This is a genomic window from Paenibacillus sp. FSL P4-0113 (genome assembly GCF_038009305.1).
Lineage (GTDB): Bacteria > Bacillota > Bacilli > Paenibacillales > Paenibacillaceae > Paenibacillus > Paenibacillus polymyxa_D.
In genome coordinates this window covers 1,289,220-1,305,181 of the sequence record NZ_JBBPAZ010000001.1, presented here as the reverse complement: position 1 = coordinate 1,305,181, position 15,962 = coordinate 1,289,220, and the positions used below count along the sequence as shown (strand labels likewise).

Genomic DNA, 15,962 nt, shown 5'->3' with positions numbered 1-15,962 from the left:
CCGGGCAATAGCTAGTGTGCACTTATCATGAGACTTTTTATTTGTAATGACCGCCAATTTTGATAGAGCGTTCCATGGCCTGCCCGGCATCTGTTAACGATGATGCTCGCATGATGATGGACTGACCATACCGATCCTTTAAAGTGTCCGTCACCTTTTCCAAAGCACGGGATCGCTCCTGATCCTCAAATAAATCCAACTGATATAGTTGATCATCCACCAATCCGCTTAAAGTAACCCCTGCGCGCTTCACGGGCATATGATTCCAAAAAGTATAAAAGATTTTTTTAACGGTTTCATATACTTTTTGGGTATGGTTTGTAGGATCGGGTATCTTCATTTGTCGGGAGAACCCAGTTGGTGCCTCGTAGGGACTGCATATACAATGAACAGTCACAACTGAGCCCATATATCCTTTGCGGCGGGCGTCCCGACACACCTCTTCTGTTAGTTCAAGCAGGATGGTTTCCACTTCCGCAGGCTGGAGATAGTCGCGGGGAAGAGTCATCATATGACCGATGGATTTGGGAGGTGTATTAAATGTTTCCGGCTTGACCGGGCTGTGATCGATCCCGTTAGCAGTTCGCCATATCACCTCTGCCTGAATATCGGACTGCTTGCCGAAATGAGACCGGAATCTGTCCTGTAGCCGGGGTAAGGGGGTACGTGCGATATCTCCAATGGTGTGTAGTCCAAGCTTCTCCAAATGCCGTTCCATACGCGAACCAATGCCGAACATAAGACGTACTGGATGAGGCCACAGCAACGCTGCAATATCGGATGTAGGCAACAAGAAAATGCCACTGTCATTTTTTTTAGCCCATATATCTGTCGCGGTTTTAGCCAGCATTTTGTTGGAGCTGATGCCAATTCGAATCCATACTCCTGTTTGTGCCAGTACCTTTTGCTGAATTTCACTTGCAATACTCACCGGATCTCCGAACAGAGAGAGACTTCCGCTCATATCCAGAAACTGTTCATCAATGCTGAAAACTTCAACCAAATCTGTATATTCATTATAGATTTCTGTTATTTTTAATGAGACATCGATATAATGCTGCATACGCGGGCGTACAATGATAAGGTCAGGACATTTTTTCACCGCTTCTCCCAGACGTTCTGCTGTAGATATACCGTATTTTTTGGCCAGCGGACATGCAGCTAAAATAATGCCTGAACGAAGTGCAGGGTCACCGGCCACAACGAGTGGCTTATGTTGGTATTTGGGATCATCTGCTTTTTCGATGCTGGTATAAAAACTTTGGCAGTCCGATAAGAATATGGTTCTATTTCTGCGTTCCTTCAAAAATTCGACCTCCTCTCCTGATAGGTGTTGATCATCCTACCAAAATATTCTTGAATGTATACTCTTATAGTAGTATTATATACAGAACAAGTGTTCCTAATACAAATGTATTTTTTGGAACGTTAGAGTTTACGTAAAACCTAACATGGCGTATCATAATATCTTGAGCAAAAACAAGTTGGAAATGAATGAATATTGAGGGGAGAAAACCATTTTTATGAACCCAAAACGTCGACCATCATCTCAAAAACGCAGTAGGTGGCGTATTTTTGGCAGAGTTTTGCTAATTAATATCAAGTGGTTCTCGTTTGCGGGTGTACTTGGAGTGCTATTTGCTGGAGGTCTTATATCCGGCTATGTAGCGGCACTGGTTCATGATGAACCTGTACGATCACGTCAGTTGATATATGAAAAGGTAAATGAGAACGCTCTGACCAGCTTTGTATTTTTTAATGATCAGGTAACTCCGGTTGGAAGAATGCGCATGGAGGAGGATCGACAGCTCGTTGATCTGAAGGATGTCCCTCAGTCGATTGTGGACGCCCTCATTTCAACGGAAGACAGCCAATTTTATGAGCACCGTGGTGTGGATTTAAAGGGAACAGCTCGTGCCGTTAAGCAGAAGCTTTTGAATGAAAACCGCCAAACAGGCGGCAGCACACTGACGCAGCAGGTAGCCCGAAGGGTTTTTCTCAGTCTGGATAAGACGGACAGCCGCAAGGTGAAGGAAATGCTGCTAGCATTGCGTATGGAACGGTTTATGGGCAAGGATAAAATATTAACGGCTTACTTAAACAAAATGCCTTTTGGTAATGGTTCCGCTGGTTACAATTTATATGGAATCAAGTCTGCTTCGTTAGGAATTTTCAATGTAAGTGATCTACATAAGCTTCATATTGCTCAGGCGGCTTATTTGGCAGGTCTCCCGCAACTGCCATCTGTTTATTCCGCTTTTGATGGTAAAGGGAACTTTGATGAAGAAGGCTTCAATAAAGCGATGGAGCGTCAGCGTGTCGTGTTGGGAAGAATGCTGGCAACAGGTAAACTTACGCTATCCGAATATAATGAGGCGCTTCAATTTGATGTGAAAGCCACTCTTGCGCCACATCGCGAAAAAAGTTATAACACATTCCCTTATTTGATGCTGGAGACAGAGCGGGAAGCCGCCCAATTGTTAGCGCTCCAGCAAAATCCGGATATCACGCCAGCCGAAATTTCCAAGCCTGAGCATGCCGAGCTTCTTCAAAATACGCGAGAAGAGTTGCAAAGGTCCGGATATCGAATTTATACAACGATAAATAAGAAAATTTATAATAATATGCGGCAGATTGCAGCCAATCCACAAAACTTTTCTCCATACAGTAAGAAGAAGGGATTAGAGCAGATTGCAGCAATCATGATAGATCATAAAACAGGGGCCATACTTGGTATGATCGAGGGCAGAGATTTTAATACCGAGCAAATGAACTATGCAACTCAAATGACACGTCAGCCCGGTTCTGCCATGAAGCCTATTGCTGCTTATTTACCTGCTTTGGAAAAGGGCTACACTCAGCCAGCCGGTCTTATTGATGATTCACAAATCATACTGAAAGACGGACGTAAAGGTTATCATATTCCTAAAAATTATAACAGACGGTACGAGGGGCTTATGACAGCCCGTGAAGCACTCAATCGGTCAATCAACATCCCTGCGCTGAGGCTGTTCCTATATGAAGTTAAAATTTCTAACGCTTGGAATTTTGTGCGTTCTCTTGGAATTACGACGATTCAGCCGCAGGATGAACATGCTCAGACAGGGGTTTTGGGTGGACTAAGTAAAGGGGTATCCGTCGAGGAACTGACCGCAGCATATGGAACGATTCCCAATATGGGTGTATATAATGCACCTCATCTGATCAGCAAAATTACGGATGCCAACGGGAAGATCGTATATGAATTTAAACCGCAGACGAGACGTGTATATTCGCAGCAAACCGCATTTTTGATGACGGATATGCTCAAAACGGTTATATCAGATCCGAGGGGAACTGGCAAACGTCTGCAAAATGCTTTTAAAAGCTATGGTGACATTGATATCGCCGGTAAAACCGGTACGACACAAAACTTTGGTGATGTGTGGTTTATGGGGTATACACCTGACGTTACACTAGGCGTCTGGGCTGGTTACCGCCAACAGGTTAATACACTATCTCAAGAAGGCCATTCCAGAGCACAGTCAGTGTGGGCACTGATCATGAATGAGGCGGTCAAGGACCAGCCTGAGCTTTTTAAGAATAAGCACTTTATACAGCCGGAAGGTGTTGTAAGAGTTACGGTTTCTAGCCTTACAGGTAAGCTACCAGGGCGTTATTCCCGTCAATCGGGTCAACTCGTGACTGACTGGTTTAATCAAAAATATGTGCCTACCGAGGTTGGAAGAGAACAGATTCCGCGTTCTGCTAGACCAGTGGTCCCATCCAAACCAGATATCAAGGAAAAAGCAGTCCCAGAGGTTGAGGTCCCTGCAATAGATCAAGAGAAAATTCCACCAGAGGAAACGGATCCTGCTATTCCTGACGCAGACACAGAGGTAGATATGCCTGATGAGAACAACGATGTGCCATCAACAGATACTTCGCAACCTTCTGTTGAAAATGAACAGGAGACTCCTTCTGAATCGGAAAGCCAGAGTGAGACTCCAAAAAACCAATCTGATGAAGTTACTTATCCAGAAATAATATCTGATCAACCCAAAAACTAAGCGACAGGAACGGTTTAGTTTAAAATGCCGTTCCCAACAATGTCTACAGTGACCTGCGGATGAAAACGAACATTGGGGTATTCTTCATTCCAATCTACACTTTTCCATACTACTGGATGATGAGCGATCAACTGTCTGTCTACGCCAAAGGCATCACATCCATTTTCCTGATTGCTTTGAGGATCATCTACAGTCTCTAGCGTTTGCGACAACACGCCTTCAGGAGTGAGATCATAAGCCGATGCATTTGCCAATCGGGCATCCTTCAAATTGTTCTGATCCCAGCAGCCTGTTATAAACATGAGTAGAGCCAGCATTCCAAGCGCTCTGCTCTTTTTTATGTTTCAGGTCCCTCCTTTTTTTTGAAGAGATAGGATAGAATTAGCAGCAGAAAAAGGGAACACATTAGGGGGAAATAAGTAAAATTATTGGGCGTAGAATCAATTCCTAGTTATTATTTGATGATATGCGCCAGCTCTAATGGCAAAATAGCTGGATGAAAAGTAATCGTCGCAATGTAAATGGCAAGCAGCGTAAAAGCGATTAAAAAGCTCGTCATTCGAATCGTTCTTAGAAATGAACTAATAATCCAACGAGCGTGATAATCGTCTGGGCTTTGGTAAAATGCAGAAAAAGAGATGGGAGCTATTAGAGTAGTTGGGCTACCATCAGCCAAAATCGCAATCCGTCCCTCCATTAGATTGGCGGTCACACGATCCGGTCGTTCCGTCTGAGCTATTGAGGGAAGAGAATAAGAATTGTCCTCCTTAAATTCTTGAATAAAACCGGCAGGGAGCCGCCATATCGGAGGAGATTGCTTTAATTCTCGTTTTCACTGCTTTCACCAGCTCAGGATTAGCCAAGTCTTGAACATAGACAATAACGATTTTAGTTCGGGATTTTAGATCCCACATAAAGTAGCGTACAACCAGTGACGGGGTGACAATTTGTTTGCGAATCAGATTCAGATTGATGGATAACTGCTCAAACATTTCTGCTTAATTCAACGGAAGCTGCGTCATGTCCAGCCAAGAGAGCACCTCCTTTTGGATGAGATAGGCATAATGTGTGCCAAATGGACTGAGTTTATCCATGATCTGGTGACTTATCCATTCTTGAATCACCAGATTACAAGGAGGCTTAATCTTGCGTCGGATCAATTCCTAGATAGTGTCCCAGTTTCCGCCGGACCTCGCTGCGAGCAAAGGATGAAAGCATGAAAAATCGCCTTTGATAGCCACGGCATACATACAAAACCTCTACGCCTTCATGATTTCGGATTTCGCTGTAAATTTTAATTCCTAGTGTTTTCATTCGCGCTTTTGTCTCTGCTAATTGAACAGCTACGCGCTGTTGTACTCCAGTCAGGCTACGAACATACAAATCGGGCATTTTTAGAGGAGAGGTATTTATAATACGAATGTCTCGTTCCAGCACATCCAGAACAAGAGTTAAAAGTACACACATCTTGACCAGCCCTGTGTCTTCTTCAGAAGGTAAAGGAGCTTTGCTCTTGTGGTTCAGTATCTTTTGGCTTGGCATAAAAATCTCCTTTACTCCGAGTAAGAATACAATATATAATCAGTATATAGAACGTATGTTCTATTTATACCTCGTCATAGGAATTTTTCCATGGTTAAAGCAATCATCAATTATTGGATAAAGTGATGGGGAGCGATACCCATGTGCCATTATGTAAAGAATCTTACGTTTATCGCCAATGACAGTCAAACAGAGTTTATGTTAAGCTAATGGATAAAAACTTACATAAAAGGGGAGATCGTTCTGACTGCGGTCAGCCTTTACTATTTAACTTAAGAAAGTGGAGAAAGAAGGTATACATATTGTCACGTTCGTTATATGCAGCTTTATTACTGTTGAGCCTCATTTGGGGCGGTTCGTTTATGTTTATCAAGGTGTTGTTGCTACATCAGGTAGGGCCGTGGACTATTGTATTTCTCAGGTCCAGCTTTGGGCTTATTTTTATTGTCTTGTTAATGATACTTATGCGCAGGCCGTTTAAAATCAAAAGCATTCCGTGGAAATCGGTTACTCTGGTAGCTTCGGTCAACATGGTCTTGCCATGGACATTGATCGGTTTTAGCGAGACCAGAATAGCTAGCAGCATGGCTTCTGTATTGAATGCTACCACGCCCATATGGACCATGTTGGTGGGGCTTGTTTTTTTCGGAGCTATTTTTCATCGAATGCAGTGGTTAGGAATGGGTCTCGCTTTTGTAGGAATTATTATTTTATTGGGTATTAATCCTGCATCTATTATTTCTGTTGATCCTGTGGGTTTTGGGTGTATGCTGCTTGCGACTCTTTGCTACGGATTTGGAACACAGCTCTCCAAACGTTTTCTTTCCAATCTTTCCATGTATCAGGCTACCTTTGCGACACTGCTTGGTGCGGCGGTAGGGGGTGGCATTATGATGGCAATGGTGGAGAGACCTGATTTGTCGATTGTTTCTGATTCAGGTGTATTGGGTTCTCTTATAGGACTGGGAGTTTTGGGATCAGGAGTAGCATATATTTTGTTCAACTACATGATTTTGCGGGGGAGTGCGGAATTTGCTTCTTCGGTGACGTATTTTGTACCAGTAAGTGCCATTGTATGGGGCTTTTTGCTCTTGAATGAACATATCGGCTGGAACGTTCTAACCGGGCTGGTCCTTATACTTGGAGGAGTGTTTATGGCCAATCAGCGTAGAACCGCCAAATTAAGTGGATAATAATCTAAACAAAAATAAAATACGATTTGGGTTATATTAAATGTACATTCGCCAAACCTTCGGTATAATGCGTTAATTCACACATACAATAAAGCATGCTCACACATAAAATAAAATATGGTGCAGCAAAAAGCAAGCTGTTTAGCAGGTGACAAGGTGTGGTATAATAAATTATAGAATTATATGTACCACAGAAATGTCGGAGTTTTATTCCACAAAAGAAAGGATCAGGATACCATGTGTCCCCGAAGGATACTTCCCCAAAGGACGATTTGGAAACGATTTGATCTGTCTTATACTTAGCTTTTCCGCGGAGTAACGTCAAGTTGCGAAAGCCAACTCTGCGGAAGAGGGGATTGTACATGCGAAGGACCAAGTCCTCCAGGCACATCTTACCTGGTAGTTTCCGTAAGAGTGGGTTCATCCACATCAAACTTACGAGAAACCGAGGGAGCCTGTATGAGGAAAACTTACGAATCTATCGTGAACAATGGAGCATTGAGACAGATTGCTGTCATGTTGCTCGGAACATGCATTTTAGCTTTTACGTACTATCACATTAATGCCCAAAATCATTTGTCAGAAGGCGGATTTGCAGGCTTGGCCCTGCTGGGACATTACGCGTTTGGCATATCTCCAGCATGGAGTATGTTGCTGCTTGATATTCCCGTCATATTGCTGGCATGGGTACTGAAGGGCAAAAGATTTATGCTGCTTGCGTTAATCGGAGCCGTCGCTTTTTCACTGTTTTATGCAGGATTTGAGAAGTATTCGACTCTGGTTATAGATCTACATGGAAATCTGCTGATAGCTGCTCTACTTTGTGGGGTGCTTACAGGTTTGGGAGCCGGAATCGTACTGCGATTCGGTGGAGCAACCGGGGGCGATGATATCTTATCTCTGCTGATCAGTGAGTGGCGCGGGTGGAAAATCGGCAACGTGTTTATTGTCAGTGACATCATCGTACTGGGATTATCACTCTTGTATCTGCCTATGAAGGAAACAATGTTTACAATACTGGCTGTGTGGCTTGCCGGAAAAATAATTACATGGACGACCACGTTCCAACTGCACCGACCTGTGAAAAAGGTACTGCCAGCGGCTATTCCCGCTAAAAAGGTAGTTGCCAAAACAGTGCCGGTCGTCCACAGCCTTCGTCAATAAGGAAAGGGTGTTACGTTAGGAGAGAAATCTTCTTACGTAACACCCTTTCGCTGTATTCAGCTTCTATCAGGAAGGTTTTAAAGTAGACTGAATGCGTCCGTTTTATATTTTTTCTACTGTTTCTCATCTTGCTCGGCTGGATGATTATCGTTCCATTCCTCGGCTTTGGAAGTGGCAATCGCAATCGAGCGACCTTCTTCGTAGCCGTCACGGAGTAGAGCGTTAGCAATATCAACGGCTTTTTCTCGCACACGAGGTTCCAGGTTTTTCATGGATGGAGGGTAATCATGTTTGTTCCAAGGCATAGTTGCACACTCCTTATAGCAGATGATGTACTATGTATTACCCGTTGTAGGATTAAACAAACGGAAATCAAAGAAATGAATATATTGTAAAATGTATCTTGAGAAAAAGCGTATAATGGTGTGCAGAATACCAGAAAAAGGAGTGAAGCATTTGCTTGCCTGGGGTTTTGTTTTTTTGCTGACTATCATCATTCATACTACAGATAGCTTGTCCTATGCTCTGCGGCTTGGTGGTTTGCGAGCGCGTCGGATTGGATTAGCGTTAACCGTTGCGGGAATGCTGCTGTTGGTTTCACGCACCTCTAACATGGCGCAGGGGCCTTTACTCGGAGGGATGGTCGATCAGGCTAAAGCTGCAGCACAAGTGGGCGGAACGGATATTAGACTGGAACTATATATGCATGGGGTACTGCTGGCAGCAACCGTTGGAACCATACTTGCTATATTACTGTATCCAACAGTGGTACGCATGTCAGCCAGATGGATTGTGCATTTGGAGCATACCGGATCTATTCCGGCTTTGGTGCGTCATTTAATGCTGCGAAGTCGCTGGAAACATGCAGGCTACTACATAAAACGTCCCACCTGGTCCATGCTTACTTCACTGATTAGCGGAGCGATACCCAAGCGTCTAATTATTCTGAATATAACCGTTACTGCGATCTATACAACAGGAGTAGTATCTGCTTTATATGCTTCATTCCTGTGGCCTGCTCAAGGTACAGCAATGTCAATGTCGTCAGGTCTAATCAATGGCGTTGCAACGGTATTATTGACCTTGTTAATTGATCCAAGATTGGCGGTACTGTCGGAGAAAACGCTACGAGGGGAGCTACCCTTAACTCGGATGAACAGTATGTACGGCTGGATGATCATGTCGCGTTTGGCAGGTACTTTATTAGCTCAGCTATTGCTAGTACCGCTAGCAATTTGGCTAGGATGGGTAATGAGTTAATTGCTAGCTTTCGTAATGATGTGCTGCTGCCATATCCCAAAAAAGGGCTGACCCGTGATCATCTATTAAAGATAGATCGCGGGCCAGCTCCAATGATTTTATGGATACTTACTGTTCAAATAATGACTTATATGCTCCGTATCCTTCACGTTCCAAGTCTTCTTGAGGCACGAAGCGGAGCGCGGCGGAATTGATGCAATAACGCAGACCATCTGGACCTGGACCATCATCGAATACATGCCCTAAATGGGAGTCAGCTTCGCGACTTCGCACCTCGGTACGGATCATAAAATGGCTGAGATCGGTTTTTTCTTTGACATTATAGCTGCGCAGCGGACGGGTAAAGCTGGGCCAACCGCAACCTGCATCATATTTGTCCAATGAACTGAACAAGGGCTCTCCTGATACGATATCTACGTAAATGCCTTCACCCTCATGATCCCAAAACTCATTTTGAAAAGGACGCTCGGTCGCGTTTTTTTGTGTTACTTCGTATTGAATAGGCGTCAGCCGATCTTTAAGATCGGATTTATCAATCTTGCCAGACCAATTTTGTTCGATAAAATCTTCACGTCCCGAACCTTTGCGGTAGCGTTTGTAATGAGCGGGGTTTTTCTTATGGTAGTCCTGATGATATTCTTCTGCTTCATAAAAAGTGGTCGCAGGCAGGATCGGTGTAGCAATGGGCTTGTCGAAGCGGCCACTTTGAGCCAAAGCTTTTTTAGAAGCTTCTGCCTTGATTCGCTGCTCTTCATTATGATAGAAAATAACCGTTTGGTAAGATGAACCTCTATCGTGAAACTGTCCACCTTCATCCGTCGGATCAATCTGCTGCCAGAATAGCTCCAACAGTTTTTCATACGGGAAAACTTGTGGATCGAATGTAATCTGTACGGCTTCCACATGCCCCGTTGTTTCAGAGCATACCTCTTCATAGGTAGGATTTTCGGTATGTCCCCCTGTGTAACCAGATCTAACCTTAAAAATACCGGGTAATTCCTCAAAAGGGGAAACCATGCACCAGAAGCAGCCACCTGCAAAAGTTGCTTTTTCTACCGTGTGTGGATTGTTGGTGCTCATATTTGTCACTCCAATCTGAGAATGTTTAATTAGTTGTTATTTAAATAGCTTACAATTAAATTATATACGAGATTTTTGCAAAATCCAACGAAACGTCAGAAACCAAACGGCAGTGTAACTGGCTCTGTCCTCAAAATCGCCATGAAACATCCTACAGAAACGGTAGCAAACTGTCGCATTAAATTCTATTGATGCGTTGAAGCCTTTTTCGGTAGAGTATAAAGCCGCCGCCCACCAATGCAGTATATAGCACCAAAATGAGCAAACCAGTGATTGGGTGTTCTGCAAAGCTGCCGCCAGCATAAGCATACACCGCAATTGCGGGAAGCTTGCCAATAGCTGTACCTAGGATAAAGCTCCAGAACGGAAACCCCGCTACTCCAGCGTATACATTTACCGCTGCCTGGGGGATGACCGGAATCAGGCGAGCCAGCAGAACAGCAGCAAAAGGCTCCCTTTCCATGACCCGATTGAAGCGCTCCAATGCAGGAACCCGCTTCAAATAGGCTCGTCCTTTGTCACGAAACAGGGTACGTACTGCAATGAAAACGACCAGTGCAGCCATGGTAGTGCCTAGCCAGCAAATCAGAGCACCTTGCCAAGGACCTGCGGCATAAGCAATAGAAGCGATAATCAGCTTGTAAGGCACAAACGGTATTAACGCGAATAAAAATGCGAGCAGTAGCAGAACTGGAAAGGAGGTTTGCTTGTCCGCCCAGGCGAGCCAATCATATCTGTAGATAAACGCGATGCAAAGCAGCGAAACATAAGCAGCGGCAAGTAGCCATTTTTTCATTTACATACCTCTTTCAATATCCCTGTACGGCTTATCGCTTATACAGAAAAAAATAGGGTTCACATTCCTAATAATGTGTGCTATACTGCCACTAACAGAATAGTTCCCAAAGGGGAGTAGCTCAACGAGTAAAGTCGTCATTACGGGATTTTTAATCCCCGGCTTTATTGGCAACGTAATGTTGTAAGCGAGACCTTTGCCAGGATTTTAGGAATCCGGGTAAATGGTCTTTTTTTGATGCCAAATTTGGGTCAAGCGCCGTTTCCGGATTCCGTGAAATGGCGCTTTTTTAGTATAAAGCGCTGAACTATGTACAGTATAACAAATAAATAAAAAAGGTGGGAGAAACGTATGGATTTGTTGTCAATTGAGTTTTTAACCGCATTAGTATCCATCATTATCATTGATCTGGTGCTAGCTGGTGACAATGCGATCGTAATCGGTTTGGCGGCTCGCAATGTTGATAAGGCCAATCAAAAGAAGGTCATTATTTGGGGGACGGTCGGAGCGGTCATCATTCGTGTGATTGCTACGGTGCTGGTCACGTATTTATTGCAAATTTATGGATTGCGTTTGATTGGGGGACTCGCACTTATCTATATCGCCTATAAGCTACTGGTCGAAGAGAAGAAGCATGAAATTTCAGCCACGAATCAAATGTGGGCAGCGATCCGCACCATTATTATCGCGGATACGATGATGGGGCTCGACAATGTACTTGCTGTAGCGGGCGCAGCTCATGGAAATATGCTACTCGTTATATTGGGTCTTGCAATCTCTGTTCCAATCATGGTGTGGGGAAGTACGATTATCTTGAAGCTGACAGAACGTTACCCAGTAGTTATTACGATTGGGGCTGCTGTACTTGCTTATACTGCTGCCAAAATGGTGGTGGCGGAACCGTTGATTGCACACTGGTTTATGAACGGGGTCGTTAAATACGGCTTTGAGGTTCTGGTTGTGGTTCTGGTTGTAGCCATTGGGATGCGTGTTAAAAAAATCAAAAGTGAAAAAACAAGAAAGCAAGTGCAGCACGCCTAAGCTAACTTACATTGAGGTAAACTTAGCTGAAGCTGAATGTTCATGCCATAAAGGCTGTTCCGTTATTGTCCAACTGGACCCGGAGCAGTCTCTTTTCTTTACTTGTCAGCAGACTTCCATGTAAACTAGACAACAGATGAATGAGTGATTAGAGGTGGGAATGATATGGACAAGCAAACGAAGACAAGGGTAGCCATTGCGGGACTGGGTGGTATTGCTCGTAAAGTATATTTGCCGTTACTGGCTGCACACCAAGGTGTAGACATTGTAGGTGTCATGAACCGTTCACAGGAGCCGGTAAGTTCCGTCATGGAGCAATATAGGTTGCCTAAAGGAACGACAGATGTGAAGGAGATGCTGGCATGGGAACCGGAAGCTGTATTTATACATGCCGCGACCGAAGCTCATTTTGATCTGGTTATGGCGTGTATTGAAAAAGGGATTGCCGTGTATGTGGATAAACCGTTGTCCTATGATGTTCGTCAGAATCTGGAAATGACCGCTTTTGCGGAAGCACAGGCCGTGCTGCTGGCGGTGGGATTTAATCGGCGTTTTGCCCCGCATTATGTTGCTGCTAAGGCTTGGTTAGAGGAAGCGGGTGGATTCAGTCAATGTGCGGCTATTAAACATCGTACTGGATATGATCGAAGACCGGCGGCACAGACGGTTTATGATGATTTAATTCATATGCTTGACTTGCTTTTGTGGCTGGGTGGCGATGATTATGAACTGCTGCATAGTAGTCTGAATACGACGAGTGAAGGATATATGGATGCTGCGTTCGGGACTGTACGTTTGGGAAATGCCACCGGAAGCTACAGTATGAGTAGACAGGCAGGAGCTGACATAGAAAAACTGGAGCTTCACGGGGCAGGACGGTCTGTTGAAGTAATAAATATGGAACAGGCTGTTTTTATGCAAAAAAATCATTCACCATTAACGCAAGCTTTTGGAAGCTGGGATACGATTTTGGAAAGACGAGGATTCACAGGAGTCGTGAATCATTTTCTGGAGCATATTCATCGTCCGGAGGAGTGTGCTGTACGAGCTGGAAAAGTATTGGAAAGCCATATGCTGGCTGACGAACTGATCAACCGTTTGAGTGATTAATATGGAACGTCCGAACATGATCTTAACAGTCCAGACAGACATCAAGAATTAGGTTGAAGGAGAAATGAATGAATGGAAGAAGATAATCGTGGTAAACAGCTAGAAGAAGCCATCATCGAAAATTATAAGCAAGAAGAAGATATGATGATTCTTGTATTTGCGCAATGGTGTATCAATCACGGGTTGGAGCCAGAGGAATTATATCGTGTAGCGTATCCGCATCAGGATAGCAACGAGCGTCTGCTACGAGTACGCAAATTGACTGTATCGCGTGAAGAAGCGGGTGATATTCCGCTGGATACAGTATTAGGGGTACTATCCATGTTCGGAAATGAGGACTTGGCGATGGTCGTATCCGAGGCGGCTGCCAGCCTTCCGTCGGAACGGAAATAGGGCTAGCCAGAATAAAGGATATACTGTTATCATTTATGGCATCATGGACTCACTATATTTACTTAAGACATTGTTGATGGGGAGGTAAGCTGACGATGGAAGATATACCTGTGCCAAGCACCTGCAAAGGTTGTGAAAGAGATATCTCGATATCGGAAGAGCAAATTACCAGAATTCTAACCAACATGAGACCCAAAATGGAATGTGTAAACGATGAAGTGTACGAAGCCAGACTGTTGGCCTGCTCACAATGTGAAGAGTTAATGTCCGGACATACGTGTGGTATCAGCGGAAGTATTGTTCGTGTACGTGCTTTGGCGGCAGCTCAAAATTGTCCCAGTTACCATGGTTCACGGTGGATAGGAACAGCCTAAAAGATACAATGCTCAGGCTCGGCTGAACCTGGATTACGGGTTAAAGTAGTCATACCTTGGTCTGCCTTAATGGCAGGCTTTTTGGTTTGATTGGACCTTTTCTTAACGATTGACAAAAAGTAGACAATAAAATATATTAAACACGTGAAATATTTTTGTTTAATTATTAATATTTATATTAATATTTACTAAAAGTAATGATGCGTAAAAATTAAGATCGAAAGAAAATCGGTGGTATGAGTGGTATTTAGACCAAAATGAAAGCGCAAACATTTGTGCGGGTGTTCCAACAATCTTAATATTTTTGGGGAGGGTTTGTTGTGAAGGGTTCTATTGTTGTTAATACCGATTGGAAACAAGGCATTATTAATAAAAACATTTATGGACAATTTGCTGAGCATCTTGGACGTTGCATTTATGAAGGCATATGGGTTGGAGAGGACTCACCGATTCCGAACACAAACGGAATTCGTAATGATGTGGTGGAAGCGCTGAAAAAGCTGAATATTCCTGTGCTGCGCTGGCCGGGAGGCTGTTTTGCCGATGAATATCATTGGAAAGATGGTATCGGACCCAAAGGAAATCGTAAGAGAATGGTAAATACGCATTGGGGCGGTGTGGTTGAAAATAATCATTTTGGCACACATGAGTTTTTTCAATTGTGCGAGCTGTTAGATGCAGAGCCTTATATTTGTGGAAATGTCGGCAGTGGTACAGTTCAGGAAATGTCGGAATGGGTAGAGTACATGACCTTCGATGGAGAGTCCCCAATGGCTGCATGGCGTCAGGAAAACGGTCGTGAGAAACCATGGAAGCTCAAATATTTTGGAGTGGGTAACGAAAACTGGGGTTGTGGCGGTAACATGCGCCCAGAATATTATGCCGACCTGTATCGCCGCTATCAGACATATGTCCGTAACTATGGCGAGAACCGCATTTATCGGATTGCAGGTGGGGCGAATGTGGACGATTATCGTTGGACCGAAGTGTTGATGCGTGAAGCTGGGCATCTTATGGACGGTTTGAGCCTGCATAACTATACGATCCCGGGAAACTGGGAAGGGAAACGGCAAGCACTCGGCTTTGATGAAGCGGAATGGTTCGAGACGATGAAAAAATCACTGCACATGGATGAATTGATTACTCGTCATTCTGCTATTATGGACCAATATGATCCTGACAAAAGGGTCGGACTGATTGTCGATGAATGGGGAACTTGGTTCCTGACTGAGCCAGGGACCAATCCGGGCTTCCTGTATCAGCAAAATACGATGCGCGATGCGCTGGTAGCTGGGCTGCATCTACACATTTTCCATAATCACCATGACCGAGTACAGATGACGAATATTGCTCAAATGGTCAATGTTTTACAAGCAATGGTTCTGACCGAAGGTCCTGCTATGCTGTTGACGCCGACATACCATATATTTGAAATGTTTAAGGTGCATCAGGATGCGCAAGCACTGGCTGTTCATGTAAAGGTAGGCGATTATGAATATGACGGGGATTCCATTCCGCAAGTAAGCGTGTCCGCCTCCAAGGCGCAGGATGGTAATATTCATATCAGCTTTTGCAACGTCCATCCGGGCGTGTCGGCAAACTTGAATTTGGAGCTAAGAGGACTGGAAGAGGTTAAAAAGATCAGTGGTGTTGTCCTTGCCAACGACGATATGCAGGCACATAATACGTTTGATCAGCCAGAGCGTGTGAAAAAGGAAGCTTTCACATCCTATCAGCTTCAAGGTCAGCATTTGGATGTTACACTGCCACCAATGTCAGTAGTGATGCTTACAATTGCTCCGTAAAAAAGCTGGGTCGCAGTATGTTAGCAGTATCCACTATTATTGGTTATGAACAAAGAGAGCGTTCAGGTGAACGCTCTCAGATTGTCGAGAAACCCCGTCATTTTGAGACGTGGGTTTCTTTTTTACATCATAATGCTTTGGTCTCTGGAGAAGCA

The 15,962-nt window shown here is 44.1% G+C and carries 17 protein-coding genes; 9 read left to right on the top strand and 8 right to left on the bottom strand.

The window, feature by feature from the left end:
• Positions 1 to 37 precede the first annotated feature (37 nt).
• Positions 38 to 1,306 carry a DNA polymerase IV gene (locus MKX46_RS05290; RefSeq protein WP_341070969.1) on the bottom strand — a complete coding sequence of 423 codons (1,269 nt, stop codon included), beginning with the start codon at positions 1,304 to 1,306 and terminating at the stop codon, positions 38 to 40.
• A gap of 217 nt (positions 1,307 to 1,523) precedes the next feature.
• Here MKX46_RS05290 and MKX46_RS05285 point away from each other — a divergent pair, with 217 nt between their 5' ends.
• A complete protein-coding gene (locus tag MKX46_RS05285; RefSeq protein ID WP_341070968.1) occupies positions 1,524 to 4,049 on the top strand; it encodes a transglycosylase domain-containing protein in 2,526 nt (841 codons plus the stop codon).
• A gap of 14 nt (positions 4,050 to 4,063) precedes the next feature.
• On the opposite strand, the gene MKX46_RS05280 is transcribed toward MKX46_RS05285, so the two are convergent.
• From MKX46_RS05280 to MKX46_RS05265, 4 genes are all read right to left on the bottom strand, one after another.
• The gene (locus MKX46_RS05280; RefSeq protein ID WP_029517214.1) at positions 4,064 to 4,366 is read right to left on the bottom strand and encodes a Ger(x)C family spore germination C-terminal domain-containing protein; all 303 of its coding nucleotides are present in this window, start codon (positions 4,364 to 4,366) and stop codon (positions 4,064 to 4,066) included.
• 137 nt (positions 4,367 to 4,503) lie between these two features.
• Positions 4,504 to 4,788: a spore germination protein gene (locus MKX46_RS05275; RefSeq protein ID WP_341071900.1), complete on the bottom strand. Its 285-nt coding sequence runs from the start codon at positions 4,786 to 4,788 to the stop codon at positions 4,504 to 4,506.
• Between the two features lie 28 nt (positions 4,789 to 4,816).
• Entirely contained in the window at positions 4,817 to 5,041 is a 225-nt protein-coding gene (locus MKX46_RS05270) for a spore germination protein (protein WP_341070967.1), read from the bottom strand.
• 148 nt (positions 5,042 to 5,189) lie between these two features.
• Positions 5,190 to 5,591, bottom strand: a complete 402-nt coding sequence (locus MKX46_RS05265; protein WP_049816977.1) for a hypothetical protein — start codon at positions 5,589 to 5,591, stop codon at positions 5,190 to 5,192.
• A 302-nt stretch (positions 5,592 to 5,893) separates the two neighbouring features.
• On the opposite strand from MKX46_RS05265, the gene MKX46_RS05260 reads away from it, so the two are divergent.
• Both MKX46_RS05260 and MKX46_RS05255 read left to right on the top strand, forming a co-directional pair.
• A complete protein-coding gene (locus tag MKX46_RS05260) occupies positions 5,894 to 6,784 on the top strand; it encodes a DMT family transporter (RefSeq protein WP_029517216.1) in 891 nt (296 codons plus the stop codon).
• A 459-nt stretch (positions 6,785 to 7,243) separates the two neighbouring features.
• A complete protein-coding gene (locus tag MKX46_RS05255; RefSeq protein ID WP_029517217.1) occupies positions 7,244 to 7,948 on the top strand; it encodes a YitT family protein in 705 nt (234 codons plus the stop codon).
• A 113-nt stretch (positions 7,949 to 8,061) separates the two neighbouring features.
• Here MKX46_RS05255 and MKX46_RS05250 read toward each other — a convergent pair whose 3' ends face one another.
• Positions 8,062 to 8,253 (bottom strand): hypothetical protein, encoded by a 192-nt coding sequence (locus MKX46_RS05250; protein ID WP_341070966.1) that lies wholly within the window; start codon positions 8,251 to 8,253, stop codon positions 8,062 to 8,064.
• Positions 8,254 to 8,404: 151 nt separating this feature from the next.
• On the opposite strand from MKX46_RS05250, the gene MKX46_RS05245 reads away from it, so the two are divergent.
• Positions 8,405 to 9,208 (top strand): lipid II flippase Amj family protein, encoded by an 804-nt coding sequence (locus MKX46_RS05245; RefSeq protein WP_029517219.1) that lies wholly within the window; start codon positions 8,405 to 8,407, stop codon positions 9,206 to 9,208.
• A gap of 108 nt (positions 9,209 to 9,316) precedes the next feature.
• Here the strand turns inward: MKX46_RS05245 and msrA are convergent, their stop codons facing one another.
• The gene (gene msrA / locus MKX46_RS05240) at positions 9,317 to 10,288 is read right to left on the bottom strand and encodes a peptide-methionine (S)-S-oxide reductase MsrA (protein ID WP_341039561.1); all 972 of its coding nucleotides are present in this window, start codon (positions 10,286 to 10,288) and stop codon (positions 9,317 to 9,319) included.
• Positions 10,289 to 10,466: 178 nt separating this feature from the next.
• Positions 10,467 to 11,084, bottom strand: coding sequence for a TVP38/TMEM64 family protein (locus MKX46_RS05235; protein WP_341070965.1), 618 nt, complete (start codon positions 11,082 to 11,084; stop codon positions 10,467 to 10,469).
• A gap of 351 nt (positions 11,085 to 11,435) precedes the next feature.
• Here MKX46_RS05235 and MKX46_RS05230 point away from each other — a divergent pair, with 351 nt between their 5' ends.
• The 5 genes from MKX46_RS05230 (at position 11,436) to MKX46_RS05210 (ending at position 15,807) form a co-directional block, all read left to right on the top strand.
• Positions 11,436 to 12,125 (top strand): TerC family protein, encoded by a 690-nt coding sequence (locus MKX46_RS05230; RefSeq protein ID WP_029517222.1) that lies wholly within the window; start codon positions 11,436 to 11,438, stop codon positions 12,123 to 12,125.
• 165 nt (positions 12,126 to 12,290) lie between these two features.
• Positions 12,291 to 13,235 (top strand): Gfo/Idh/MocA family protein, encoded by a 945-nt coding sequence (locus MKX46_RS05225; protein WP_341070964.1) that lies wholly within the window; start codon positions 12,291 to 12,293, stop codon positions 13,233 to 13,235.
• 72 nt (positions 13,236 to 13,307) lie between these two features.
• On the top strand, positions 13,308 to 13,628 hold the full coding sequence (locus MKX46_RS05220; protein ID WP_013310862.1) for a hypothetical protein: 321 nt from the start codon (positions 13,308 to 13,310) through the stop codon (positions 13,626 to 13,628).
• A gap of 95 nt (positions 13,629 to 13,723) precedes the next feature.
• On the top strand, positions 13,724 to 14,002 hold the full coding sequence (locus tag MKX46_RS05215) for a hypothetical protein (RefSeq protein ID WP_029517224.1): 279 nt from the start codon (positions 13,724 to 13,726) through the stop codon (positions 14,000 to 14,002).
• Between the two features lie 320 nt (positions 14,003 to 14,322).
• Positions 14,323 to 15,807 (top strand): alpha-N-arabinofuranosidase, encoded by a 1,485-nt coding sequence (locus MKX46_RS05210; protein WP_341039559.1) that lies wholly within the window; start codon positions 14,323 to 14,325, stop codon positions 15,805 to 15,807.
• Positions 15,808 to 15,962: the final 155 nt, after the last annotated feature.